The 25,093-nt window shown below is 39.6% G+C and carries 24 protein-coding genes; 15 read left to right on the top strand and 9 right to left on the bottom strand.

The window, feature by feature from the left end; translation table 11 throughout:
- Positions 1-179 precede the first annotated feature (179 nt).
- The 4 genes from ABJF57_RS12820 to ABJF57_RS12835 are packed head-to-tail and all read left to right on the top strand — an operon-like array spanning position 180 to position 3,774.
- Positions 180-1,892 carry a Na/Pi cotransporter family protein gene (locus ABJF57_RS12820; RefSeq protein ID WP_462229660.1) on the top strand — a complete coding sequence of 571 codons (1,713 nt, stop codon included), beginning with the start codon at positions 180-182 and terminating at the stop codon, positions 1,890-1,892.
- Between the two features lie 29 nt (positions 1,893-1,921).
- Positions 1,922-3,064 (top strand): Na/Pi symporter, encoded by a 1,143-nt coding sequence (locus ABJF57_RS12825; RefSeq protein ID WP_462229662.1) that lies wholly within the window; start codon positions 1,922-1,924, stop codon positions 3,062-3,064.
- Positions 3,065-3,086: 22 nt separating this feature from the next.
- Entirely contained in the window at positions 3,087-3,446 is a 360-nt protein-coding gene (locus tag ABJF57_RS12830) for a phage holin family protein (protein WP_462229664.1), read from the top strand.
- Positions 3,424-3,774, top strand: coding sequence for a hypothetical protein (locus ABJF57_RS12835; RefSeq protein ID WP_462229666.1), 351 nt, complete (start codon positions 3,424-3,426; stop codon positions 3,772-3,774). Before ABJF57_RS12830 ends, ABJF57_RS12835 begins: the two co-directional genes overlap by 23 nt.
- Here the strand turns inward: ABJF57_RS12835 and ABJF57_RS12840 are convergent.
- The 6 genes from ABJF57_RS12840 to panC all read right to left on the bottom strand — a co-directional run bounded on the left by ABJF57_RS12840 (position 3,771) and on the right by panC (position 9,058).
- Positions 3,771-4,685, bottom strand: coding sequence for an AraC family transcriptional regulator (locus ABJF57_RS12840; protein WP_462229668.1), 915 nt, complete (start codon positions 4,683-4,685; stop codon positions 3,771-3,773). The genes ABJF57_RS12835 and ABJF57_RS12840 overlap by 4 nt on opposite strands.
- Before the next feature lie 114 nt (positions 4,686-4,799).
- Complete coding sequence (locus ABJF57_RS12845) at positions 4,800-5,939, bottom strand: acyl-CoA dehydrogenase (protein WP_462229670.1); 1,140 nt, start codon at positions 5,937-5,939, stop codon at positions 4,800-4,802.
- Between the two features lie 123 nt (positions 5,940-6,062).
- Positions 6,063-6,755, bottom strand: a complete 693-nt coding sequence (locus ABJF57_RS12850) for a zinc metallopeptidase (protein WP_462229672.1) — start codon at positions 6,753-6,755, stop codon at positions 6,063-6,065.
- Between the two features lie 93 nt (positions 6,756-6,848).
- Positions 6,849-7,844 (bottom strand): lysylphosphatidylglycerol synthase transmembrane domain-containing protein, encoded by a 996-nt coding sequence (locus ABJF57_RS12855; protein WP_462229674.1) that lies wholly within the window; start codon positions 7,842-7,844, stop codon positions 6,849-6,851.
- 5 nt (positions 7,845-7,849) lie between these two features.
- Complete coding sequence (gene panD, locus ABJF57_RS12860; RefSeq protein WP_462229676.1) at positions 7,850-8,200, bottom strand: aspartate 1-decarboxylase; 351 nt, start codon at positions 8,198-8,200, stop codon at positions 7,850-7,852.
- Between the two features lie 6 nt (positions 8,201-8,206).
- Positions 8,207-9,058: a pantoate--beta-alanine ligase gene (panC, locus tag ABJF57_RS12865; protein WP_462229678.1), complete on the bottom strand. Its 852-nt coding sequence runs from the start codon at positions 9,056-9,058 to the stop codon at positions 8,207-8,209.
- 113 nt (positions 9,059-9,171) lie between these two features.
- Here panC and ABJF57_RS12870 point away from each other — a divergent pair, with 113 nt between their 5' ends.
- The 7 genes from ABJF57_RS12870 to ABJF57_RS12900 all read left to right on the top strand — a co-directional run bounded on the left by ABJF57_RS12870 (position 9,172) and on the right by ABJF57_RS12900 (position 16,655).
- Positions 9,172-9,981, top strand: a complete 810-nt coding sequence (locus ABJF57_RS12870; protein ID WP_462229680.1) for a glycogen/starch synthase — start codon at positions 9,172-9,174, stop codon at positions 9,979-9,981.
- A gap of 37 nt (positions 9,982-10,018) precedes the next feature.
- The gene (locus ABJF57_RS12875; protein ID WP_462229682.1) at positions 10,019-11,350 is read left to right on the top strand and encodes a hypothetical protein; all 1,332 of its coding nucleotides are present in this window, start codon (positions 10,019-10,021) and stop codon (positions 11,348-11,350) included.
- Positions 11,351-11,370: 20 nt separating this feature from the next.
- The gene (glmS, locus tag ABJF57_RS12880) at positions 11,371-13,209 is read left to right on the top strand and encodes a glutamine--fructose-6-phosphate transaminase (isomerizing) (RefSeq protein WP_462229684.1); all 1,839 of its coding nucleotides are present in this window, start codon (positions 11,371-11,373) and stop codon (positions 13,207-13,209) included.
- Positions 13,210-13,218: 9 nt separating this feature from the next.
- A complete protein-coding gene (locus ABJF57_RS12885) occupies positions 13,219-13,596 on the top strand; it encodes a RidA family protein (RefSeq protein ID WP_462229686.1) in 378 nt (125 codons plus the stop codon).
- Positions 13,597-13,663: 67 nt separating this feature from the next.
- Entirely contained in the window at positions 13,664-15,199 is a 1,536-nt protein-coding gene (gene gltX / locus ABJF57_RS12890) for a glutamate--tRNA ligase (RefSeq protein ID WP_462229688.1), read from the top strand.
- Positions 15,200-15,203: 4 nt separating this feature from the next.
- Positions 15,204-15,386 carry a hypothetical protein gene (locus tag ABJF57_RS12895; RefSeq protein WP_462229690.1) on the top strand — a complete coding sequence of 61 codons (183 nt, stop codon included), beginning with the start codon at positions 15,204-15,206 and terminating at the stop codon, positions 15,384-15,386.
- Between the two features lie 60 nt (positions 15,387-15,446).
- Positions 15,447-16,655: an NAD(P)-dependent oxidoreductase gene (locus ABJF57_RS12900; protein ID WP_462229692.1), complete on the top strand. Its 1,209-nt coding sequence runs from the start codon at positions 15,447-15,449 to the stop codon at positions 16,653-16,655.
- 48 nt (positions 16,656-16,703) lie between these two features.
- Here the strand turns inward: ABJF57_RS12900 and ABJF57_RS12905 are convergent, their stop codons facing one another.
- A complete protein-coding gene (locus ABJF57_RS12905; protein WP_462229694.1) occupies positions 16,704-17,774 on the bottom strand; it encodes a hypothetical protein in 1,071 nt (356 codons plus the stop codon).
- Between the two features lie 104 nt (positions 17,775-17,878).
- Entirely contained in the window at positions 17,879-19,471 is a 1,593-nt protein-coding gene (rho, locus tag ABJF57_RS12910; RefSeq protein WP_462229696.1) for a transcription termination factor Rho, read from the bottom strand.
- A gap of 243 nt (positions 19,472-19,714) precedes the next feature.
- Between rho and serS the strand changes: the two genes are divergently transcribed.
- The 3 genes from serS to ABJF57_RS12925 all read left to right on the top strand — a co-directional run bounded on the left by serS (position 19,715) and on the right by ABJF57_RS12925 (position 23,720).
- Positions 19,715-20,998, top strand: coding sequence for a serine--tRNA ligase (gene serS / locus ABJF57_RS12915; RefSeq protein WP_462229698.1), 1,284 nt, complete (start codon positions 19,715-19,717; stop codon positions 20,996-20,998).
- Between the two features lie 73 nt (positions 20,999-21,071).
- Positions 21,072-23,210, top strand: a complete 2,139-nt coding sequence (locus ABJF57_RS12920; protein WP_462229700.1) for a prolyl oligopeptidase family serine peptidase — start codon at positions 21,072-21,074, stop codon at positions 23,208-23,210.
- Between the two features lie 63 nt (positions 23,211-23,273).
- On the top strand, positions 23,274-23,720 hold the full coding sequence (locus ABJF57_RS12925; RefSeq protein WP_462229701.1) for an N-acetyltransferase family protein: 447 nt from the start codon (positions 23,274-23,276) through the stop codon (positions 23,718-23,720).
- On the opposite strand, the gene ABJF57_RS12930 is transcribed toward ABJF57_RS12925, so the two are convergent.
- Positions 23,717-24,022, bottom strand: a complete 306-nt coding sequence (locus ABJF57_RS12930) for a DUF4286 family protein (RefSeq protein WP_462229703.1) — start codon at positions 24,020-24,022, stop codon at positions 23,717-23,719. The two genes, ABJF57_RS12925 and ABJF57_RS12930, sit on opposite strands and share 4 nt — an antisense overlap.
- A 90-nt stretch (positions 24,023-24,112) precedes the next feature.
- On the opposite strand from ABJF57_RS12930, the gene ABJF57_RS12935 reads away from it, so the two are divergent.
- Entirely contained in the window at positions 24,113-25,006 is an 894-nt protein-coding gene (locus tag ABJF57_RS12935; RefSeq protein WP_462229705.1) for a MerR family transcriptional regulator, read from the top strand.
- Positions 25,007-25,093 lie beyond the last annotated feature (87 nt).

Genomic DNA, 25,093 nt, shown 5'->3' on the forward strand with positions numbered 1-25,093 from the left:
CTTCATGTTATCTCAATGTTTTCTTATTATTAAATACTCGATTCGTGTTTAAAGGCATTGTTCAATGAAAACAGGCCAAAATGCTCCTAGGAGTTCCGAAAATCAACACTGAGATTACACGATTTCTTAACATCTACGAAACATTGCGCGAATATCTTTGCGGCAAATATTGAAATACTATGCAATACGGATTGTTAGACCTACTTAACCTACTTGGAGCACTCGGCTTTTTTATATACGGCATGAAAGTCATGAGTGAAGGCATTCAGAAAGTAGCTGGGGCGAAAATGCGAACCATCCTTAGCTCCATGACTTCTAATCGTTTCAAAGGAGTTTTTACCGGATTTACGATCACCAGTTTAGTACAGTCATCATCAGCCACAACCGTATTGGTTGTCAGCTTTGTGAATGCTGGCCTTCTTTCTCTTACAGAGTCAATTGGAGTGATAATGGGTGCCAACATTGGAACCACCATTACCGCCTGGTTGATTTCAATCGTTGGGTTCAAAGTAAAAATCGCAACTTACGCCCTTCCGATTATTGCAATAGGATTCCCTTTAATGTTCTTCAACCGAGAACGACTAAAATTTTGGGGTGAAGTTCTTGTTGGTTTTGCCCTTCTCTTCATGGGTCTTGCTCTTCTTAAAGATTCCGTTCCGGATCTGAAGGCAAATCCTGAAATCTTAGAATTCCTTAGCAGGTACACAGACCTGGGTTATCTGTCCATTCTATTATTTGTTTTAATAGGAACAGGCCTCACTGTAGTTGTGCAGTCTTCGAGTGCAGCTATGGCGCTTACACTTGTTATGGCCAATAATGGATGGATTCCTTTCGAGCTTGCAGCAGCAATGGTCTTGGGTGAAAACATAGGAACGACTATTACTGCAAATCTCGCAGCACTCGTCGGAAATGTACATGCCAAAAGAGCAGCATTGTCGCATTTGATCTTTAATCTATTTGGAGTTCTGTGGATTCTGATTCTAATCAGACCAGCCCTTAATCTAGTAGACTGGTACTTAGTATCAAGTGGTTCAGTTTCACCTTTCGTTGCTGCGGCAAGCATCCCGATAGCACTATCCCTATTTCACTCTACATTCAACATTCTAAATACGCTTTTCCTTGTCTGGTTTGTCAATTTCATTGCTAGGACAGTGACCAAAGCCATTAAGTCTACGGGTGAGGATGAGTTTTCTTTGGAGTACATCAGCACTGGCTTAATGAATACATCGGAGTTATCTATTGAACAGGCTGCGAAAGAAACTTCTCGTATGGGAAAAATAGCAGAAAAAATGTCGGAACAATTTCGAGAGCTTCTCCTTGAGGAAAAACCTAAGAAGCAAAAGAAATTATTGAAAAAAATAAGATCCTACGAAGAAATAACCGACCGGATGGAATTGGAAATATCTGAATACTTGATGGATGTTACGGCGCGAGGAACCTTGAGCAGTATAAGCGCATTAAAAGTAAACAACTTATTAAGCGAGGTAAATGATCTTGAAAGGATTGGAGATATCTTTTTCCAAATGTCAAAAGATGTAGAACGAAACTATGAAAACGAAAAAACTTTCAAGCCTAAGCAGGTTGAAAACATTATCCAGATGATGAGCCTTGTCGACAATGCAATCTCAATAATGACCAACAATTTGGAAGCTTCTGGCGAGATTCACCTGGGGCCTGCGATGCAGGCAGAATCTGAGATTAATGATTTGCGCGATAAGCTAAGAAAGAGGCAAAGCAAAGACATTGAAAAAGATAAATTTGATCCTAAGAGGGATAGTCTATATAAGGACATTTTCCATTTATGCGAAAAATTAGGAGATCATATCATCAATGTATCTGAAGCCATTACAGGTGAAAAAGAACGTGAGCTAAAAGAAGATTTAGAGGATTAATGATCAGTGAGCTTCTCCTGTCTCAAGACATGGAAAAACGTAATCATCAGACCATACTGTCTCGGATATTAGTTATTGCTGTCTCAATTCTGGTATTCCTCTTATCGATCGAGATAATGGGACTTTCCATTGCTGAGCTAACAGGAAATATGGTTGATACCATTTCAGCTGTAACTGCCAATCCATTTATAGGTCTATTTATAGGATTGCTTTCCACCGCACTTTTGCAAAGTAGTTCTACAACGACCTCTATTGCCGTAGCGACAGTCGCCTCAGGTGCTATTAGTCTTCAAAATGCCATCCCAATAATCTTAGGAGCCAACATTGGAACCACTATCACAAGTACTATCATTTCGATGAGCTATATCTCAAAGCACAAAGAATTTAGAAGAGCCATTGCAGCAGGTACGTCACATGATTTCTTCAATATCCTGACGGTCCTATTATTATTTCCCTTGGAAGTCAAGTACCACTTTCTCGAAAAAAGCAGTGCGTACATATCTTCTTTGATTCGTGTAGCTGGAGATCCTGCAATTGAAAGAAACGTTGTAAGTTCCGCATCCATTTTTGAAACTTCTACCCAATGGTTAGTCTCAACTCTAGGCCCTATTGTGTCCCTTCTACTTGGCATTGTTTTACTTTTTGCTTGCATCAAATTCATTTCCAAGTGGCTCTATAAGATTCTCATTGGTCGCACAAAAGATCAGTTTGAAAATGCGGTGTTCAAAAATAGGTATCGCGCATTTGGCTGGGGCTTAGTGATTACTTCGGTAGCGCAATCCAGCTCACTCACGACATCTTTGATTGTTCCTCTCGTGGCTACCGGCAAGGTGAAAGTGAAAAAAGCCTTCCAATTCATTATGGGTGCCAATATCGGAACAACCATCACTGCTCTTCTTGCGGCAATATTTCAATCTGAAGCGGCTATTGCTTTGGCTCTTGTTCATCTACTTTTCAACCTAACAGGAGTAGTTGTATTTTTCTCTATTCCGTACCTTTCAAAAGCGCCCATTTACCTTGCGAAAAAAATGGGAGCACTGACAACCCAGGTACGACTAGTCGGTTTTGCATATATTTTCATTGCTTTCTTTCTACTGCCATTTACCTTGATCTATTTGTCTAAATCTGCAGAAAAAGCAACAGATTCTGTAGAAGTGAGAACAGAAGACTAGCTTTGTAATAAACCACACTAATATGGCATCATCCACTAGAAAGGTGATTGATAGTATTATTGAATTCGTAGAGGTAAAAACAGAGCAGATTAAACTCAAGATAATTACCAGGGTTGCCCGTATGCTCTCCGGAGTAATCGCTCTTTCAATGCTGGCACTCTTCTCTATGTTTTTCTTGTTTTTTCTCAGCTTCGCGTTTGCAGAAATGATAAATGCGGGGCTAGATAGCACCTACCTGGGATATTTAATCATTTCAGGAGGATACCTTCTCATCATCTTGCTGATAATTGTTTTGCTTAAAACAAAGAAGATGCAAAAATGGATCGAGAATCTGATTATGAAACTAGAAGAAGCCAAGCATGAGCAAAAAAGTAACGATTGAAGACAGAGTTAAATCACTGGAGGCACGAGAAGAGAAAATTAAGCTCCAGCTAGATGCCGATTCTGATGTAATTAAAGGAAAAGCCATGAGGGTTGGTAAAATCGCTCTTATTTCTGGCATTGTTGCGATTGTTGGATATTGGGTCTTCAACATCATTTTCGATGATGGAGAAAAAAAGCCAAAGAGGAAAAAGAAAAAAATCAGAAATGAAGGTAATTTCTCTTCTAGAATAGTGGCATTAGCCATGCCCTACTTAAACAAAATACTTGAAGGCATTCTTGAAGATGAAAATGTGGAGGAGAAGGAAAAAGAATCGAAAGAAAGCTAAACATTCATTAGCGACTCTCTTCGTCTCATTTTTCCAGCAGGAATTCCAAACATCATTTTAAACCTACGACAGAAGTATGCGGTATCTTTATATCCAACCTCTTTACCAATGTCCCGGATACTTTTTTTGCTAGTTCTAAGGAGGTTAACTGCTGCCTCCATACGCTGGTATTCTATATAATCCTGTGGGTTAATACCGGTAAGCATTTTGAAATATTGTCCTACATAATCTTCCGATACATTCGCAACATTTGCTAAAACCTTGTTAGATAAATCTTCTGATAGATGCTCTTTGATGAAAGTGAAGATGTCTATCAGTCTGGGATCCTTAAAGTAAGTACTATTAGTAGCTAATTTTTCAACAAAGAGGCTATTGTTTAAGATGTACCTAATTAACTCAATAGTCATATTCTCTGTAAGGACTTTGACTATTCGATCTCTACCAGGCATGCTTGCCTTCACTTCATCATTTATTTGCTTAATGAGGCCTGCTAGCTTATAGTTCTCATCTATTTTAAAAGAAGGGATATCTAGCGAAGAAAAGAAATTTACAGAGTCAAAAGCCTTGGCGTCAAATGCCACATAACTGTAATGCTCATCACTGATGGAATGCTCTCCATAAGACTTTAAAAATTGATCTTTATTGGTTAGGAAATCATCTTTCGACAAGATCGTTGGAGAACCAGACCCATAGCTCATTGATATTGGTCGTCCTCCCGGCACAAAAATCACATCCCCTTCTGTCGCCGCCTCCTTGTCTTTGCCAAACTTGATTTCTCCGCCCGTTACTAAAAGCAAATAGTTCTCTACTTCATAGTTATTATCGATTGTAACTGGCTTCAAAATATTAATATTTTTAGCCTTTACGAACCTAATTTCTAATGACTCTATAATCTTGTTGTAGTCCTCCATTTATGAATAAAGCTGGTTAATCTATCAATAAATAGTAAAATAATTGGACGAATCTAATAATATTCATCCTCAAAACCTAATAAATGGAGGCAGTACGAACTTTCTACTATTGAACTATTTCAATAATCCTCTCGAAATGACGATTCTTTGGATTTCGGATGTTCCTTCATAAATCTGGGTGATTTTAGCATCTCGCATCAGTCTTTCCACATGAAATTCTTTCACAAAGCCGTATCCCCCATGAATCTGAACAGCCTCTACGGTATGTTTCATCGCCGTTTCTGAAGCAAAAAGTTTGGCCATGGCACCTTCTTGAGAAAAGTCCACGCCAGCATCTTTCTTTTGGGCAGCATTGAGGCAAAGGAGGCGTGCTGCCTCTATATCTGTTGCCATATCTGCAAGTTTGAATTGAATAGCCTGATGTTTTGATATTTCAACTCCAAAAGCCTTTCTCTCCTGAGAATATTTGAGCGCAAGCTCCATAGCTCCGGAAGCTATTCCCAGCGCCTGCGAGGCAATTCCAATACGCCCACCGTTCAAAACATTCATAGCAAATGAGAATCCAAATCCATCGTCCCCTATTCTATTTTCTTTTGGAATTTTCACATCTTGAAACATTAAAGAATGTGTGTCACTTCCTCTAATACCCAACTTATCCTCCTTTTTTCCAACCACAAATCCATCCATACCCTTCTCAACTATTAGAGCGTTAATACCCTTATGTTTCTTTTCAGGATCTGTTTGCGCCATTACAATGTAGTATGAGGCTGAATTGCCATTGGTAATCCAGTTTTTAGTCCCATTCAACAAGTAGTGATCACCTTTGTCTTCGGCCGTTGTTCTTTGAGATGTTGCGTCTGAGCCCGCCTCCGGTTCGGACAGGCAAAATGCGCCTATTTTCTGACCACTAGCTAATGGGCGAAGGTATTTTTCTTTCTGCTCTTCTGATCCGTACTTCTCAAGCCCCCAGCAAACCAACGAATTATTGACAGACATACATACCGAGGTGGACGCATCCACTTTCGAAATTTCTTCAATGGCTAAAACATAAGAAACCGTATCCATACCGCTACCGCCGTATTTAGGATCTACCATCATCCCCATAAATCCCAACTCACCCAACTGCTTGATTTGCTCAGCCGGAAATTGCTGTTTTTCGTCACGCTCAATGACACCTGGTAAAAGCTCTTTTTGTGCAAAATCTCTTGCGGCGTCTCTGACTGCTAATTGTTCCTCAGTAAAGTTGAAATTCATCTGATTATTTAATTAAAAATTTGTGAATGGCCGCAAATATATTAATTGTTATGCATGCAGACTATCAACAATAAAAAAAGCCCCATTGTTTGGGGCTTTACAGTTCGTTTGTCTTATTAATACTTAATCTCGACTACCCAGAAATATCATGACGTAGTACAGTAAAGTAGCAAGAGCCCCAAGTGCAGCAACCAAATAAGTAGAAGCGGCAGTATTCAAGGCATCTTTTGCCATGGCGTGCTCTCTATCGTCTACAATATTTCTATCTTTTATCCAGGCCAATGCTCGGTTACTTGCATCGTACTCTACCGGGAGTGTCACAAATGCAAATAGCGTGAAGACACTATAACAAGCAATAATCACAAGCAAGGCTAACTGCGGATTGATGATGCCTGGCAAAGCAAACGCACCAAAAAACATGGCCATAAAAACAATATTCATCAGACGTGCGCTCACATTTTGTATAGGCACCATGGCAGACCTAAATTCCAGCCATCTATATGCCTTTGCATGCTGAACTGCATGACCACATTCGTGTGCTGCTACGGCTGCAGCCGCTGCGGATCTGCCGCCGTAAACATCAGGGCTTAAATTGACCGTTTTGTTTGCTGGATTATAATGATCTGTCAGCCTTCCTTGTACAGAAGTCACAGTGACATCATATATCCCATTATCTCTCAGCATTAGTTCGGCAATTTCCTTACCTGAAAGACCTGAGCCTAAAGAGACTTGAGAATATTTCTTAAACTTATTTTTCAATCGTGAACTAACCGCCCAGCTGGCGATCATGAACGCAACAATTATTACTATCAGCATATCTTTTACTTAAAAAATTTTAAAATGACCAACACTCTTCTAGCAAGAATACGTCGATTCAATCATTGATGTTTCTGCCAATTTCAGGCCAATTTATATATCTGTCAATTTGTCGCTCTTTGACAAGCTCCGTTTGATCAAAAAGGAAATAATCAATGCTATACTCCCAAAAATTGCCACGGCAATTATCTGAGATGTATGCAATAGAGTAGCAAGGAAAATCCCTGTTGTCTCCTCTATTGAATAGAGTACCAACATTCCGGCTATCATGCCATGATATGTCCCAAAGCCACTTTGCACAGGCAACGAGATAGCTATTCCTCCTGTAATGAGGAGCATAAATCCAGCTCCAAGACCTAAATGAGTCGTTTCAGGCAATGAGAAAACAATAATGTAAGACATAAGGAAATACACAACCCATAGAATGACGGTTGAAATTATAAAACCAAAAGGTCTCCTTATATTCTTCAGAGATAAGAAACCCGCAACAAAACCCTTTGCTAGTTCTGCGAATTTTCCCTTCAGTCTATCCTGCCGACGAATAAATACAATCAACCCAACAAAACCCAAAACACCCACAATTAAGACCACCCATATAACATACACTGGGATATTGAGATCTTTATAGGCTCTTTCTAAAAAGGTAAACAATCGTTCTGACTCAACGATCAAACTTATCAGGATAAGAATGAGCAAGGTGAGTGCATCAATAACTCGCTCGGTAACAACACTACCCAGTGCCGCAGGTATCGCCACTTTATCGTTTCTATTTAAGACCCCACAGCGAGTTATCTCTCCAAGTCTAGGTAATGCTAGGTTTGCTAAATACCCAATTAAAACTGCAAGGGTTGTCCGAGAAGTTTTAAGGTTGTAGCCTAATGGTTCAAGTAGGATGTTCCAACGATACGCGCGTGCTACATAAGCCACGATTGAAAGAAAAATGGAAACAATCACCCAGGTATAATCCACCGACTGAGCTCGCTCCCAAAACTCAACCCATTCTACATTTCTAAAAACAAGGTATAAAAGTAAGGCTGCCAAGCCGATGCTTATAGAAACTTTGAGGAAATTCAGTAACCTTTTAGACATTGAATTTAAGAACCGAGACGATTCTTTTCATCGGGAAATACTACTACGGGTTCGTGGGCTTTAGCTTCGGATTGATCAATCGAACAATATGAAATAATGATAACTATGTCTCCAACTTGTGCCTTTCTAGCAGCTGGTCCGTTCAAACAAATCTGCCCAGAACCTCGTAATCCTTTTATCACATAGGTCTCTAAGCGCTCACCGTTGTTTATGTTAACAATCTGAACCTTCTCATTTTCCATTAAGTTGGCAGCATCCATTAAGTCTTCATCGATGGTTATAGAACCAACATAATGAAGCTCAGCTTCTGTGATTTTTACTCTGTGAATCTTTGATTTAAGTACCTCTATGTACATGCCCTTCTATTTGAGCTGCAAATATAAATTATCAATTAGTCTTACACCCTCTACATAACCCGCAACACACACAGCAAGTTCATCAATTGAATCGTAGCTAGTGATTTTAGATAGATCGCTTGGGTTAACAGCTTCCAGATACTCCAATTTGAAACGTTCACTCTCATTGTAGAAAGCTTTTACCTCATTGAGCAGACTGGTTAATTCCAGCCCTTGCTCAATCCCCTCTTTGATACGCCTCAACCCTTCGGAAATAATAGTCGCATCAATTTTACCCGCATCTGTCAAACGCTTATTTCTGGAGGATAGCGCAAGTCCCGAAATCTCCCTTACGGTCTCTACTCCTATGATATCACATGGAAAACCTAAGTCGCTGCACATTCGCTGGATCAAAATAAATTGCTGTAAGTCCTTCAAACCAAAATATGCGCGTGAAGGATTTACCAAGTGGAGCAATTTGCTGACAACAATACCTACGCCTTCAAAATGACCACTTCGAAATTCACCTTCCAATCTTGTAGTCAGCGATCCGAAATTGATACTCACGATCGGTTTAGATGCATACATCTCCTTTTCTGAAGGAATAAATACAACATCTACACCTTCTCCATCCAGCAATTTTACATCTTGCTCTATCACACGAGGATATTTTTCAAGATCTCCCGCATTATTGAATTGCAACGGATTCACAAATATGCTTACAACAGTAATCTGATTTTGCACCACAGACTTTCTCACCAATGCTAAGTGTCCATCATGCAAAGCTCCCATGGTTGGAACAAAACCAATGGTTTCACCATTTTTAACAAACGTCGAAATAGTATCTGAGAGGGCGTCCAAAGCACCAATTACGTGCATATCATGGGTTTATTTAATTCGCTAACTTATTGAAAGCGTTGATAATAAATCAAAAAAATGGTAAATTTGTGCTCATTTTAAAAGTCCCGTCAAGAATTTAATCAAAAGCACTTATGGAAAACATTAGAATCCTCTATGTGGCAAGTGAGATAAACCCATTTCTCAAAACCACAGAAGTAGCGGAGTTTGTGAGAAGGCTTCCTCAGGCAATGCAAGAAAGGGGAATGGAAATTAGGATTTTAGTTCCAAGGTTTGGTCTTATTAACGAAAGAAAAAATCGCCTACATGAAGTAGTGAGGCTTTCAGGCATCAATATCGCAGTAGGTGATGAAGAAAAGCCGCTGGTTATTAAGGTGGCATCCATTCCTAATGCTAAACTTCAAGTCTATTTCATAGATAATGAAGATTACTTTTATAGAAAGTCGGTTTTCTTCGACAAGGAAGACAACTTCTTTGAAGACAACGACGAAAGAGCAATCTTTTTCTGCAAGGGTGTTCTAGAAACTGTGAAAAAATTAGGGTGGTCACCAGATATCATTCATTGCAATGATTGGATGACCAGCTTGATACCGCTTTATACGAAAACTACGTATAAAAATGACCCTATCTATAAGGACTCTAAGACAGTTTTCACAATTTATAACAATCGTTTTCAGCACAAATTTGGAGAAGACTTGTTAGAGAAAGTAAAAATGATCGATATTGACGACCAAATGCTGGATCCGTTAAAAACCGCAGATTACGATGGGTTTGTTAAGCTTGGCATGCAATATGCGGATGCAGTAATCAATGCAAAAGAGGAAAACACCGATAGCTTCAAAAAGCTGATAGCAGATTTAGGAGACAAGAAAACGGATACGATAGAAAAAGATGAAAATTTTGAGGAGTCTTACTACAATTTATACAATGAACTTATTGGCTAAGAAATTCTCATTAAAAAATATAATGAAACCGGGATTAATGATTTTAATCCCGGTTTTTTTCGGTTGTCAAACCGGCGATGACCTTGGGATTCAATATGATCTTGGCTCGGATGCAAACGTGAATTTTCAAGAATTCACACTGCCAGCCACCAGCATCTACATTGATAGCTTGAGGACTGATAGTGAGACTACCGTTCTTGTTGGAAATTATTCAAACACCGTTACAGGAGCAATTTCTGCAGAAGGCTATTTCAACATATTTTATGAGGAAGGACCTCTAGCTAGAAAAAGAGCAACTAGCTCAGAGCCTAACCCGGAAGACACGCTTAAGCTTGATTCAATAGTTGTAATGTTCGAATCTAATGCGATTATACCCCAAAGCGGTAGCGTTTTTCAAGAGTTTTCACTTTATGAATTGCAGGACAGCCTGGAAAATAGCGCCATTTATTTATCCCGTTTAAAACAAACTACTGCTACTCAAATCGGATCATATAGCCAAATCATTGACCCGCTCAAGGACACACTTCACAGCTTTAAGTTAAATGGTGTCTACGCTCAAACTTTCTTTGATCAAATTAGTGATATAGCAGGTGACTCGACTAAATCTATCGCCACAACTACTTTCAAATCCTTAGGACTTATCCCAGGAGGATCTTCAGAAAGCATACTTTCCTTGAGTCTTACAAGCGATACCACCCGGATGATTGTTTACTCGTCCCCCATTGATAACAATGACACTACCTATCTCACTTTTTTTCAATTTAATGGGAAAAAATACACGTATTTAGATCGGGATCGATCTGGATCCAGTTTTGATGGAATTGTGGAATTTGAAGACTTTGACTTACCTGATGGCAAAACTGTCATGGATCCTCTCGCTGGAATAAATACAGCCATTTCAATAACCAGCTTAGAAGATTTTTTCGATCAAAACAGAAACATATTGATTAACAATGCTACGCTTGAATTTGAGTTTGAATCAGAAGTTGATCGAGACACACTGGCCAACTTCATGAGTTTCTTTCGAAAATCGGATGGAAGTATTTTCGGTCCAGCAATCGCCAGCAATCCTTTTGGGAATATTGTGATGACAGACAATGGATACCTGAATAACCAATCAGCTCCAGCTATCAGTATCTTAAGCGATGACAAAAGCAAGCTACTTTCTTCTTCAACTCTATTTTACCAAATATTCTATTCGGAATATTTAGAAAACGACAGCTTAGTTTTTCAAAACCCTAGTGGTGAAAATCTTATTCCAATTGACGACCTTGTAACAATTGCCACTTCAGGTTTAAATCTTCAGCGTTCGATCTTTAAACAAGATGGAATTAAATTAAGAATTTATTATACTGAAGTAGAGCGTTAACATAAAAAAAATACCAATTTATGTGTGGAATTGTAGGCTATTTAGGTGATAAATCCTCTTATCCAATTCTTATTAATGGACTTAAAAGGCTCGAATATAGAGGTTATGACAGTGCAGGCATTGCCGTAGTGGAAAATGACGAAATTGCCGTTTTCAAAAAAAAAGGTAAAGTCCAAGATTTAGAAAAAATCACTTCTGACAAAGCCTTTGGAAGTACGATTGGCATAGGGCATACACGATGGGCAACTCATGGAGAGCCAAATGACGCAAATGCTCATCCCCATTTATCCAATAGTGGAGAATTGGCACTAATTCATAACGGAATTATTGAAAACTATGGCGCTTTGAAAGAAGACCTTCTAAAAAAAGGATACACATTTAAAAGCCAAACTGATACTGAAGTTTTTGTCAATTTCATAGAAGACATCCAGAAAAATGAAGACCTCTCACTCGAAGATGCACTTAGAGTCGCGTTGTCAAAAGTCGTTGGCGCATATGCAATTGCCATTATTTCAAAAGAAACGCCAAACAAACTTGTTGCGGCTCGAAAAGGCAGCCCACTAGTTCTAGGTTTAGGCAAGGGCGAATTCTTCTTAGCCTCAGATGCAACTCCCATTATTGAATATACCAATGAGGTGATCTACCTGAAAGATGAGGAAATTGTTGTTATGGAGGATGGCGAGTATTTAATAAAAGACGCGAAGGACATTCCTCAAACACCCTATATCCAGACCCTTGAACTTGAACTTGAAGCCATTGAAAAGGGTGGGCATGAGCATTTTATGCATAAAGAAATTTTTGAGCAACCAATATCTATTGCAGATTGCATGAGAGGAAGGCTCAATCTCGAAAGAGGAGAACTAGTGCTTGGAGGAATCAGAAATTACGCAAAAGCTCTAGAAAATGCTGAAAGAATTATCATAATTGCCTGCGGAACTTCGTGGCATGCAGGCCTGGTAGCAGAATACGTTTTTGAAGATCTATGCAGAATTCCTGTGGAAGTTGAGTACGCTTCGGAATTCCGATATAGAAACCCGGTAATTAAGGAAGGAGATATAGTCATCGCAATATCCCAATCAGGGGAAACCGCTGATACGCTTGCTGCAATTGAATTGGCTAAAGCCAAAGGCGCCATAGTTCTAGGAGTTGTTAACACGGTTGGCTCGTCCATCTCGCGCATCTCACACGAAGGAGCCTACCTCCATGCAGGTCCTGAGATTGGAGTTGCTTCGACCAAGGCATTTACCGCTCAGCTAACAGTACTTTATATGATTGCGTTAAAAGCCGCTTTCAATAAGGGAACAATAACGCAGAATAAATTCCGAGAACGTTTAACTGAATTAAGTCTCATTCCTGATAAGGTAGAAAAAGCACTAAAATCGAATGATAAAATTGAACATATCTCCGAGATGTTCAAGGATGCACGGAATTTTTTATACCTCGGGAGGGGATATAACTTTCCGGTGGCTTTAGAAGGAGCTTTAAAACTAAAAGAGATATCCTATATACACGCTGAGGGGTACCCTGCTGCAGAAATGAAACACGGCCCAATTGCTTTAATTGATGAAGACATGCCAGTGGTGGTTATAGCTACACGTGATAGCAGCTACGATAAAATTGTATCTAATATTCAAGAAGTAAAGGCTAGGAAGGGTGTTGTTATCGCTGTTGTAACTGAAGGCGATACGCTGATTCCTTCAATGGCGGACTTTACAATAGAGGTTCCAGCAACACATGAATCTTTAATGCCTTTAGTATCAGTTATTCCATTACAATTGCTCAGTTATCATATTGCAGTGATGAGAGGAGCCAATGTAGATCAGCCAAGAAATTTGGCAAAGTCGGTAACTGTAGAATAAATTGTAGACATGAAAGAAATCATCAACGCGTCAAAAGCTCCTGCCCCAATTGGGCCATATTCGCAGGCTGTCAAATCAGGAAACACGCTTTATGTATCTGGACAGATTCCCATCAACCAAGAAAATGGCACCCTGGTTGAGGGTTCAATCGAAGAAGAGACTGAGCAGGTCATGAAAAATTTAGGTTTCATTCTAAAAGAAGCTGGACTTTCATTTCAGGATGTATTAAAGTGTTCCATTTTTGTTTCCAGCATGGATAATTTCGCACGAATTAATGCTGTCTACGGCAAATATTTTCAAGAAACTCCTCCAGCGAGAGAGACAGTAGAAGTTAGCGGACTCCCCAAAGGAGTAAATGTTGAAATATCCTGCATCGCTACTTTCTAAGAATAGACCAACAAATCTTAGCTTTCCATTGTGTGATCCTTATTTTTGCGCTCCAATAAAGGCATAGATGGAAAACGTAAGAGTAAGATTTGCACCGAGTCCAACAGGAGGTCTTCACATCGGTGGCGTAAGAACCGCCCTATTCAATTACTTATTTGCAAAAAAGAATAATGGAAAGTTTATTCTTCGAATTGAAGATACAGACCAAGCTCGATTTGTAGAAGGCGCAGAAGAGTATATCAAAAAAACCTTGAATTGGTGTGGGATTTCACCGGATGAAGGTCCAGATCAAGGTGGTGATTTTGGGCCTTACAGACAATCTGAAAGAAAAGAAATCTATCGCCAATACGCTGACAAACTCCTGGCTGAGGGAAATGCATATTACGCTTTTGACACTCCGGAGGAGCTTGAAGCAATGCGCGAACGACTCAAGGAATCCAGAGTTGTAAATCCTCAGTATGATACAATTACTCGAACAACCATGCAAAATTCACTTACCCTTTCGGAAGAAGAGGTTAAACGAAGAATAGCAAATGGTGATCCCTATGTAATCAGAATCAAAATCCCTAAGAAAGAAGAAGTAAGGCTAAAGGACATGGTGCGTGGATGGGTAATGGTCCACACCGAAGTATTAGATGACAAGGTATTGATGAAATCAGATGGAATGCCAACGTACCATCTTGCCAACATCGTTGATGATCATCTTATGAAAATCACTCATGTTATCAGAGGCGAAGAATGGCTTCCTTCTGCGCCATTGCATGTACTTCTTTATCAATTTTTAGGATGGGAAGAAGAAATGCCACAGTTTGCGCACCTCCCACTCATTTTGAAACCTGACGGCAATGGTAAACTGAGCAAAAGAGCCGCCGATAAGGCAGGGTTTCCCATCTTCCCAATGAATTGGAAAGATTCAGAATCCAATGAAATATCACAGGGCTTTAAAGAAATCGGTTTTTTACCTGAAGCACTAATCAATTTCCTGGCATTCCTGGGTTGGAATCCTGGTACTGAACAAGAAATATTCACACTTAGTGAATTGGTAAATGAGTTTTCAGATACGCGAATCAATAAGGCGGGTACCAAATTTGATTTTGAGAAAGCGAAATGGTTCAATCAGCAATACATCAGATCTACCAATTCCGCTCTTTTCTCTGAAAAAGTTATCCAGAATTTTAAAGAAAAGTATGACATAGATTGCTCCCCGGAAACAGCAATACAAATCATTGATCTACTCAAAGAACGTGTTACTTTTCCAGCGGAATTTGCGGACGGTGGATTAACCATTTTCTCAGCCCCTACCTCTTTTGATGAGAAAGTGATAAACAAAAAGTGGAGTGAAGAAACACCAAAAGCTCTTTCACTTTTTGCGGAGAAGCTACAATTACATGAGAACATAAGCGCAGAATCAGTCAAAAGTCTTTTTTGGGATACGTTAGAAGCTGCTGGATATAAACCTGGACAGTTCATGCAAACGCTGAGAGTTGTGCTGACCGGAGAAGGATCAGGGCCCGATTTGATGACAATAATTGAAATTCTTGGTGGCAAGTCTGCTGCAACCCGAATCAAATCTTCGATCAATGCGTTAATGAATAAAGCATAGTATTATGAGCAAGAAGGAAAAAGCAAGAGTACATAAAGATTTGGATGGGCTAGAACTAAAAGTTGATTCTTTTGGAGAGATTTCATCAAGCATGCCAATTGAAGAGCTCAACAAGTTTCTCAACAAGAATGTCGAAGATAAAAAGCTCAAGGACAGAGATGATCTTGATGATTTGAAGAAAGACTAGCAACCTTTTTTAAACCTCAAAGTCGATTGACTAATTTCGCAAGCATCTAAACAAGGCGAAATGACAAAAATCGGCATTATCAAAGAGGGGAAAGTTCCTATAGACAGACGAGTACCACTCACTCCACATCAAGCAAAACACATCAAAGAAAATTTTGATGTAGAAGTGCTGGTTCAATCCAGTGATGTTAGATGCTTCTCTGACGATGACTACCGAAACGTGGGTCTTTCTATTGTGGATTCCATCGAAGACTGTGACATCATTCTAGGTGTGAAAGAAGTACCCATAGACAAATTAATCCCCAATAAGACTCATTTCTTTTTCTCTCATACAATCAAAAAGCAAGAATATAATCGCGATTTACTGAGATCGATTCTTTCCAAAAAAATTCGACTGGTTGATTGGGAAACACTAACCAATGAAAACGGTAATCGTGTGATTGCTTTTGGACGATGGGCAGGAATTGTGGGCGCATACAACGCTCTTTGGACCTACGGAAAGAGGTATAATCTTTTTCATTTGAAAAGGGCAAATGAATGTTTCGATTACGCTGATCTAAAAAAAGAGTATGAGAAAATTAATCTACCCAACATCAAAATAGCCCTAACTGGTGGGGGAAGAGTGACGAAGGGAGCTATGGAGGTATTGTTAGGAGCTGGAATCAATCAAGTTACACCGCATGATTTTCTAAGCCAACGTTTTGAAGAGCCGGTATTTACTCAATTGAATTCGAGAGATTATAATAAGCGAAAAGATGGTAAAGAATTCCATAGAAATGAGTTTTATGCGAATCCTGAACATTACGAAGGTGATTTTCTAAAATATGCGAAAGTAACAGATGTGCTAATTGCCTGTGCATTCTGGGATCCTGCCGCCCCGGTACTTTTCCAACGCGAGGATATCATTAGAGACGATTTTGATGTGCGAATAATCGCTGACATAACATGCGATATCGAGGGGTCTATACCTTCCACAAAGAAACCGAGTACAATAGATGATCCGATCTATGATTACAACCCAAGTGATGATGTGGTGGAGCAACCTTTAACTGATGAAGGCAATATTACAGTCATGGCTGTAGACAACTTACCTTGCGAGTTGCCACGCGATGCGTCAGAGAGTTTCGGAAATGAACTGATAGATAACGTCATTCCTCATCTACTTGGAAGTGATGAACAAGGTATTATTCAAAGGGCAACCATTTCCAATAATCAGGGAGAATTGACTGAGAAATACAATTACCTACAAGGCTATATAGATGGAAAATAAAAAGCGTTCCTGGTAAATCAGGAACGCTTTTAAAATGCTGATATTCGCTCATTCAAACTCTGCGAATAAGCTTTCTATTTCTTCTAATACTGGAGCCAGAATGTCCTCAAGGTTTTGTTGAGTCCCATCTGAATGCTGTACATATGGAAGATACTCTTTGAAGCCATCTTCATCTTCTGTTAAGACAAAAACAATGTCACCAACTGCATTTTCTTCAGAAATCAAGGTTAGATTGACAAAATCATTCGGATCACCATCTTCACCAATTTTTGTTAAATCTACATTCCCTTCAATTTTTAGTCCTCTATACTGCACATTACCTTCAATGGCGTTTGGATTTTCTTTGCTTTCATTCTCATATGTTACATCCAAATCAATTCCTATGATATTCTCATTGTCAATTGAAATTGAAGCAAGTAAACTAGCCGTTGTAGGGAAGGTGTCATCAAAATTGATTGAGAATCCAAACGGGTGAATGAACAGTGTCACATTGGCTTTCTCTGGGAAGCCAGAGCTCACCCAATTCACGGTATAATCGAGTTCAACTAATGTAACATCATCCACCTTTAAAAAGGCATTTATTTCACTTGGAGCTGTAAGCTCAGATATCAGTACGCCTCCATCCATCTCAGTAATTGTTACATATTCCAGAGTGGTTATCCTAAACTCTGCGTCATTAACTTGAGAGCCTTCTGTTGGAAACACTACAATGAAAAATTCCGACTCTTCAAAATCAAAATCCTGCAATTCAAAATTCCATGTATAGAGCCCCTTGATTTCCTCTAGCGTTGTTGGAGCATCCGATCCTGCTCTAGCCGAAGGCCCATCTACAAAGTATTTAACAATGATTTCAAGACGCTCTTTAGTCCAGTTTTTTTGGCTTTTCCTTCCGCCAATAACCACATCATTTTCTGACAGAAGGTTTGCAATGTGCATTAATTCTTTAACTCCTCCTGACTCTACCAATGACACTACATCACCTGACAGTTGTGTTCCTGTGTTTTCCACTAGCTCTCTAGCCTCGTCCGGAGTAAGCTCTACAGACTGTTCTTCATTCTCATCTTGACAACTACTCAAAACGATAAGAATACACATGGATGCAAAAAGCAATTTTTTCATACAAATTGAGATTTAACTTTCTATAATAATTATGTCCTTATCTCAACGGCACAAAAAAAAAGCCAGACCCCTAAGTCTGGCTTTGAATAATTTGTTAAGTGATGTTACCCATTCATGCTCACCAAAAACTCATCGTTGTTAGTTGTGCCTTTCATTTTGCTTAGCAAGAACTCCATTGCTTCGTTACTATTCATGTCTGACATAAACTTACGAAGTATCCATACTCGTTTAAGTTCTTCCGGATCCATCAATAGATCTTCCCTACGAGTACCAGATGCAGGAACATCAATGGCTGGGTAAACTCGTTTATTGGAAAGTTTTCTATCCAATTGAAGTTCCATGTTACCAGTTCCTTTGAATTCCTCAAAGATTACCTCATCCATTTTCGAACCTGTTTCAATAAGTGCGGTAGCGATGATCGTCAAAGACCCTCCATTTTCCACATTTCTTGCGGCTCCAAAAAATCTCTTAGGCTTGTGAAGTGCATTGGCATCTACCCCTCCCGAAAGTATCTTTCCAGAGGAAGGCACTACCGTATTATGTGCCCTTGCCAGACGTGTAATTGAGTCTAGAAGAATCACCACGTCATGGCCACACTCAACCATCCGTTTTGCTTTCTCAAGCACCATGTTGGACACTTTCACATGCTTATCTGCCTGTTCGTCAAAAGTCGAAGCAATTACTTCTCCTTTTACTGAACGAGCCATATCCGTTACTTCTTCTGGTCTTTCATCAATCAGAAGTACCATAAGGTAGCATTCTGGATGATTCTCAGCAATCGCATTTGCTACATTCTTAAGCAGCACGGTTTTTCCCGTTTTAGGTTGTGCTACAATCATTCCCCTTTGTCCTTTCCCAATTGGAGAGAAAAGGTCAAGAATTCTGGTGGAGTAATTATCCGCCTTTGTGCTGAGGCTTAATTTTTCTTGTGGGAAAAGGGGAGTTAAGTATTCAAATGCAACTCGATCCCTCACCTCTTCAGTGGTCTTGCCATTTACAGTTTCAACCTTCAAAAGAGCAAAATACTTTTCTCCATCTTTCGGAGGTCGTATTTGTCCCTTCACCGTATCTCCCGTTTTCAAACCGAAAAGTTTGATCTGCGACGGTGAAACATAGATATCATCCGGACTGGCTAGATAGTGATAATCGCTAGATCGAAGAAACCCATAACCATCTTGCATGATTTCAAGTACTCCTTCATTCTCGATTACACCATCAAATTCTTTAATTTCTTCGTTGTAAGCTTCTTTCTTTTTTCTTTTTTCCAGACGCTCTGCTTCTCGTTCAGCTCGCTGGCTATCTCTTTCTTGACGCTCTTTATTGTCGCCATCTTTCTTCTCTGGCTTGTCTTCTGATCTTTTATCGTCATGACGCTTTTTCTCTGCGTGTTCTTTCTTGTCAGACTGATCCTTCTTGTCTTCTTTATTCTCTCCCTCAGGTTTATCTTTTTTAGGAGCTTCTTTTTTTGCTCGAGGTTTCTTCTCGACCTTTTCTTTAGGCTCTTCAGCAGGTGCTACTCCCAATGCTTCATTTTTAATCTTTTTGATTTCGCCTTCCGGCATGCTTGCTTGTTGATCAAGAATAGCGTAGATAAGATCTTGCTTTGCAAGTTTTTTGTGGTTCTTAATTCCTAGTTTCTCTGCTATCTCTTTCAATTCGGATAGCAACATGACACTAAGATCATCTAGTGTGTACATAACTGTGTGTAAAAAAGGGTTTCAAATTTTTATAGTAAATGATTCCTAAGAATAATTTGGTAATCGCTCGTTTTTGCTTTGTCAAGCATAAAAACCCGGATGAGTTTTTCGTGGATTGCATCGCAATGATAGACCATCCCCCACTATTTCACAAATAGCAACTAAAATTTTACTAATTACAATTTGAAGCACAATTTCAACCTAAAATCATTTTTCTTTGCGGACGAATAAAATTTGACATTCATGCTGCAGGTTTCAACGATAGAAAAAGAGTTTGAAAGATATACGAATGGGCTAAAAAAAAGAGGGCTGGAACAAGCAGAAAGCCTTCTTAAGGATGTTTTAGCCCTTGATGGTCAAAGGAAAAAGCTTCAAGGTGAACTCGATGAAGTCCTTCACGAATCAAATAAACTAGCCAAAGAAATAGGACAATTATTTCAGCAAGGGAAAAAAGATGAAGCTGAAGCGGCCAAAGCAAAGACCTCAGATTTAAAACAAAAAAGCAAAAATCTAAGCGAGGAGCTCAACATAGTCGAAAATTCACTAACGAATAGCCTGTATAATATCCCAAATATTCCGCATGAATCCGTCCCTGCCGGAAAAACCGATGAAGACAATGAAGTCATAAAAGTAGTTGATGATGGCATTCCTGATTTGGGTACCAATAATAAACCTCATTGGGATTTGATTGAAGAATATGATATTGTGGATTTTGAAACTGGGAATAAGGTAACTGGTGCCGGGTTTCCATTCTACAAGAAACAAGGTGCACGACTGGTCAGAGGTATGGTCAACTACTTTCTTGACAAAGCTTCTGAAGCTGGATATGAAGAAGTACAGCCACCGGTAGTTATCAATGAGGCATCTGGGCTAGGCACTGGACAGCTCCCTGACAAGGAAGGGCAGATGTATCACATGGAAGCGAATGATTTATACCTAATACCAACAGCTGAAGTGCCGATCACCAACATGTATCGCGATACAATTTTAAAGGAAGAACAACTCCCCATTAAGCACACCGGGCATACACCTTGCTTTAGAAGGGAAGCAGGTTCATGGGGTTCTCATGTGCGCGGATTAAATAGATTACACCAATTCGACAAGGTCGAAATAGTACAGGTAGTCAAGCCTTCAAAGTCATATGAGGCATTGGATAGAATGGTTGGCCATGTAGAAGATCTGATTAAATCGTTAGGCTTACCGTATCGAATTCTGAAACTATGTGCAGGTGACCTTGGTTTCACTTCGGTAATCACCTATGATTTCGAGGTTTATTCAGCCGCTCAAGAAAAATGGCTAGAGGTCAGTTCAGTGTCAAACTTTGAGGCATTCCAGGCAAACAGGCTAAAGCTCCGAATTAAAAACAGCGACGGAAAAAAAGAATTAGCACATACGTTAAATGGAAGCGCTTTGGCTATTCCTCGAATCATGGCCGCTATTCTTGAAAACAACCAACACGTTGATCATATTAAAATGCCAGAAGTATTGCATCCTTACCTGGGTTTCCAGGAAATCCGAAAGAGCTAATACCTCTGATGTAAAGTCCTTGGTGATTTCACTTTGCACTCATTATCTTCATAGCTTATAAAAATCGTAAGCTATGAAGAAACTAATCTTTCCTTTATCCATAATTCTACTATGGTCCTGCCAAACTCAAGAACAAAGTGCGGCAAATCTGAACTATCCGGCAGCAAAAAAGGGGGACACTGTAGATGTCTACTTCGAAAATGAAGTGCCAGACCCCTACCGATGGTTGGAAGATGACACCTCCGATGAAACAGCCGAGTGGGTAAAATCTCAAAATCAAGTCACAAACTCTTACCTGAGCAATATTGATTTCAGAGATGAAGTAAAAGCCCGACTAACTGCGCTGGAAGATTACGAAAAAATAAGTGCTCCGTTTAAACGAGGTGATTACTATTATTTCTATAAAAATGACGGACTGCAAAATCAATCGATTCTTTATCGAGTAAAGAACTTCGATGGAGAACCAGAAGTATTTCTTGATCCAAATTCCTTTTCCGAAGATGGCACCACAGCACTTGGTGGTTTAAGCTTTTCTGATGATTACAAATATGCCGCATACAATATATCAGTAGGTGGTTCGGATTGGCGGACAGCCTATATCATGGATACTGAAAGTAAAGCACTGTTGGGAGATGAAATCAACTGGATTAAGTTTTCTGGAATGAGTTGGTACAAAGATGGATTTTACTATCAAGGGTTTGACGAACCAAAAGAAGGCGATGAGCTATCAGCAACCAACCAGTATGGCAAAATCTATTATCACAAAGTGGGCACGGATCAAACTGAAGACCAGCTGGTATATGCCAACCCAAGCAATCCAGAAAACAGATTTGGCGCTGGTGTAAGTGAGGATGAGCGATTCTTGTTCATCTACTCGTATACAGGCACAAGTGGCAATGAATTGTATGTGAAGGATCTTTCTGATCCGAATAACGACTTTACCGCGATTGTTACAGGCTTTGAAAATGATCATTACATTGTTGGCAATGATGGTGATGACTTGATCATTCATACCAATTTAAATGCACCCAACAACCGAATTGTACGAGTGAATTACGCCAACCCAGCACCTGACAATTGGGTAGACATGATCCCTGAGTCTGAAAATGTAATGAATGCAGGAACTGCTGGTGGTACCATCTTTACTTCTTATTTGATTGATGCTAAGACAGCTATCAAGCAGTATGACTACAAAGGCAGTCTCATACGTGATGTGGAGCTACCAGGCATTGGCACTGCACGAGGTTTTGGAGGCTCAGCTGATGCTACAGAGCTCTTCTACACCTTTACCTCATTTACTGTTCCTTCTTCTGTCTACAAATATGATATTTCTTCAGGTGAATCAGAACTTCATAGAAGACCTGAGTTGGATTTCAATCCAGATGAATACGAAACGAAGCAAATCTTCTATACCAGTAAGGATGGCACCAAAGTTCCAATGTTCATCGTACACAAAAAAGGAGTTGAATTAGATGGAAAAAACCCTACTTGGCTTTACTCTTACGGTGGGTTCAATATCAGTTTGAGGCCATCCTTCAGCACCTCTCGCTTAGTTTGGTTAGAGAATGGTGGTGTCTTTGCCATGCCTAACATTAGAGGTGGTGGAGAATATGGAGAAGAGTGGCACAAGGCAGGAACCAAACTCCAAAAGATTAATGTATTTGACGATTTCATTGCGGCGGGAGAGTACCTCATCAGCGAAGGCTATACTTCATCAGAGTACCTTGCGCTTCAAGGAGGATCTAACGGCGGGCTTCTTGTAGGAGCAACCATAAACATGCGTCCGGATTTGGCAAAAGTTGCGTTCCCTATGGTAGGTGTGATGGACATGCTTCGATACCAAAACTTTACCATTGGCCGAGCATGGGCTGCCGATTACGGCACTTCTGAAGATTCTGAGGAAATGTTCAATTACCTCCGCTCATATTCACCAGTACATAACATTGATCCGAATGCAACCTATCCGGCAGTGATGGTGACCACCGCAGATCATGACGATCGAGTAGTTCCTGCGCATTCATTTAAATATGCTGCGACATTACAGGAGAAAAATAAAGACAATCCAAATCCATTGTTGATTCGAATTGAGACAAAAGCAGGTCATGGTGCTGGCATGTCTACAGAGAAGCGCATTGAATTGAGTGCTGACATGTATTCATATGCCTGGTACAGCATGGGAGTGATTCCAGAGTTGGCCAAGAAAAAAATGTAATTTTAGTATATCGATACTCTACCCTCCTTCGGTAACGGGGGAGGGTTTTTTATTTAAATAGTCATGATAGAAATTAGAAAAGGAGAAAAAAAAGATCTTAGTTCCGTTTTTGAGTTAATCAAAGAGCTTGCTGTCTATGAAAATGGACTTGATCAAGTCATCAACTCTGTGGAAAAAATGGAGGAAGATGGCTTTGGTCAAAATCCCATTTATGAATTTATCGTTGCAGTTGAAGAAGGGAATATTATAGGAAGTGCCATATATTATTATCGCTATTCCACCTGGAAAGGTAAGCGTATGTATTTGGAAGATTTGATAGTAAATGAGCCAAAGAGAGGTGTGGGAGCCGGCAAACTACTCTTTGAGGCAATCATTAAGATCGCTAAAAATACCAAATGTACAGGCATGATGTGGCAGGTTCTTGACTGGAACGAGCCCGCTATCAACTTCTACAAAAAATATAAAACCAACTTTGATGAAGAGTGGATCAACTGCAATATCGACTTTTAGACCTCTTCTAGTACCGTGCGAAAAGCTGCCATTTTAGTCCCATATTTAATAATGGATTTTTTTTGAATCTTGGGAGCCACCGTATTTAAATAGGTTTCGAGATGTCCTAAAGTCTCGGCCATATACTGAATAGCATAAGTAGACCCGGTATCATCCTGGCTTTCTGAAAGCATCTTCATCATTCGATGGTCCGTAAAGAACCCAGTTTCCATAACCTCAGGAATGTGAGTGACTTTCATCCACTCAATCCATTCTTGCTCTACATCATCGTCTATGTTGACAGTAACATTATATAAAATCATTCGTCCTTTATTAGGTTTGGCAAATTAAGGAACGAAAAATTAACCTCCAGAGGTTTCAAACAATTAATTTAATAGCTTGTTAATGTGGTTATGAGCGTATACTCCATAAAAGATCTTGAGCACCTCTCAGGAATAAAAGCCCATACGATACGTATATGGGAACAGCGCTATGATCTTTTCTCTCCACAGCGGACGGAAACCAATATCCGATTCTATAATGATGTGGATCTAAAGCTCATACTAAATATTGCCATGCTTAAGGATCATGGCATGAAGATTAGCAAGATTGTAGCTATGCCAATGGACTTGCTTGAAGAAGGTGTCCGAAAAATTAGCATTGAAAATCGATCGCATCAAGATCAAATTAGTGCTTTGACACTTGCAATGATTGATCTAGACGAGGAAGAATTCAGCTCCCTTTTGGAAGAAAGTATCAATATGCTAGGATTTGAAAAGACGATGATGGAAATCATTTATCCCTTCATGCATAAAATTGGGATATTATGGATGACCAATTCAATCAATCCAGCACAAGAACATTTCATCACACATCTTGTTCGTCAAAAACTAATTGTTGCCACAGATCAGGCAGAGTCCAGCAATAGCGGTCCACTGTTTCTCCTATTCCTACCTGAAGGTGAGTTACATGAATTAGGTCTGTTGTTTGCCAACTTTCTGCTTCGATCTAAAGGAGTGAGAACCATCTTCTTTGGACAAACTGTACCGATTGATGCAATTGAAGAAGTATACCTAAAGCTAAATCCTCAATTTATCATCACAGCAATGACAACCGCACCTGAATCCAAAGAAGTGCCAAAGTTTGTCAAACGTCTGGGTAGCAAATTTCAAAACTGTCAAGTTTATGTGACTGGTAGTCGTGTTATTGGCCAAGATTTAGAATTTCCGTCCAATGTTAGCATTCTCAATCAGTTCGATGATCTCATTGAACTGACACAAACACTCACCATAAAACAGCTTAATTAAGCATTCAAACCGGTTTTTTAAAAACATTCTCCATCTTGTTTAATCTTTTACTTGTTTCGTTAAACAAAATGATTACATTTGTTTAAC

It is taken from the genome of Ekhidna sp. (assembly GCF_039940915.1).
In the GTDB taxonomy this organism is placed as follows: Bacteria; Bacteroidota; Bacteroidia; order Cytophagales; family Cyclobacteriaceae; genus Ekhidna.

Bases quoted from the DNA above. Each gene is read 5' to 3' on its own strand.
- ABJF57_RS12930 (WP_462229703.1), bottom strand. From the start codon at position 24,022: ATGATTTTATATAATGTTACTGTCAACATAGACGATGATGTAGAGCAA.
- ABJF57_RS12905 (WP_462229694.1), bottom strand. From the start codon at position 17,774: ATGAAAAAATTGCTTTTTGCATCCATGTGTATTCTTATCGTTTTGAGT.
- panD (WP_462229676.1), bottom strand. From the start codon at position 8,200: ATGTACATAGAGGTACTTAAATCAAAGATTCACAGAGTAAAAATCACA.
- ABJF57_RS12900 (WP_462229692.1), top strand. From the start codon at position 15,447: ATGACAAAAATCGGCATTATCAAAGAGGGGAAAGTTCCTATAGACAGA.
- ABJF57_RS12870 (WP_462229680.1), top strand. From the start codon at position 9,172: ATGGAAAACATTAGAATCCTCTATGTGGCAAGTGAGATAAACCCATTT.
- ABJF57_RS12895 (WP_462229690.1), top strand. From the start codon at position 15,204: ATGAGCAAGAAGGAAAAAGCAAGAGTACATAAAGATTTGGATGGGCTA.
- ABJF57_RS12825 (WP_462229662.1), top strand. From the start codon at position 1,922: ATGGAAAAACGTAATCATCAGACCATACTGTCTCGGATATTAGTTATT.
- ABJF57_RS12830 (WP_462229664.1), top strand. From the start codon at position 3,087: ATGGCATCATCCACTAGAAAGGTGATTGATAGTATTATTGAATTCGTA.
- gltX (WP_462229688.1), top strand. From the start codon at position 13,664: ATGGAAAACGTAAGAGTAAGATTTGCACCGAGTCCAACAGGAGGTCTT.
- ABJF57_RS12855 (WP_462229674.1), bottom strand. From the start codon at position 7,844: ATGTCTAAAAGGTTACTGAATTTCCTCAAAGTTTCTATAAGCATCGGC.
- serS (WP_462229698.1), top strand. From the start codon at position 19,715: ATGCTGCAGGTTTCAACGATAGAAAAAGAGTTTGAAAGATATACGAAT.
- ABJF57_RS12820 (WP_462229660.1), top strand. From the start codon at position 180: ATGCAATACGGATTGTTAGACCTACTTAACCTACTTGGAGCACTCGGC.
- ABJF57_RS12850 (WP_462229672.1), bottom strand. From the start codon at position 6,755: ATGCTGATAGTAATAATTGTTGCGTTCATGATCGCCAGCTGGGCGGTT.
- ABJF57_RS12885 (WP_462229686.1), top strand. From the start codon at position 13,219: ATGAAAGAAATCATCAACGCGTCAAAAGCTCCTGCCCCAATTGGGCCA.
- ABJF57_RS12925 (WP_462229701.1), top strand. From the start codon at position 23,274: ATGATAGAAATTAGAAAAGGAGAAAAAAAAGATCTTAGTTCCGTTTTT.
- ABJF57_RS12835 (WP_462229666.1), top strand. From the start codon at position 3,424: ATGAGCAAAAAAGTAACGATTGAAGACAGAGTTAAATCACTGGAGGCA.
- ABJF57_RS12840 (WP_462229668.1), bottom strand. From the start codon at position 4,685: ATGGAGGACTACAACAAGATTATAGAGTCATTAGAAATTAGGTTCGTA.
- rho (WP_462229696.1), bottom strand. From the start codon at position 19,471: ATGTACACACTAGATGATCTTAGTGTCATGTTGCTATCCGAATTGAAA.
- ABJF57_RS12845 (WP_462229670.1), bottom strand. From the start codon at position 5,939: ATGAATTTCAACTTTACTGAGGAACAATTAGCAGTCAGAGACGCCGCA.
- panC (WP_462229678.1), bottom strand. From the start codon at position 9,058: ATGCACGTAATTGGTGCTTTGGACGCCCTCTCAGATACTATTTCGACG.
- glmS (WP_462229684.1), top strand. From the start codon at position 11,371: ATGTGTGGAATTGTAGGCTATTTAGGTGATAAATCCTCTTATCCAATT.
- ABJF57_RS12935 (WP_462229705.1), top strand. From the start codon at position 24,113: ATGAGCGTATACTCCATAAAAGATCTTGAGCACCTCTCAGGAATAAAA.
- ABJF57_RS12920 (WP_462229700.1), top strand. From the start codon at position 21,072: ATGAAGAAACTAATCTTTCCTTTATCCATAATTCTACTATGGTCCTGC.
- ABJF57_RS12875 (WP_462229682.1), top strand. From the start codon at position 10,019: ATGATTTTAATCCCGGTTTTTTTCGGTTGTCAAACCGGCGATGACCTT.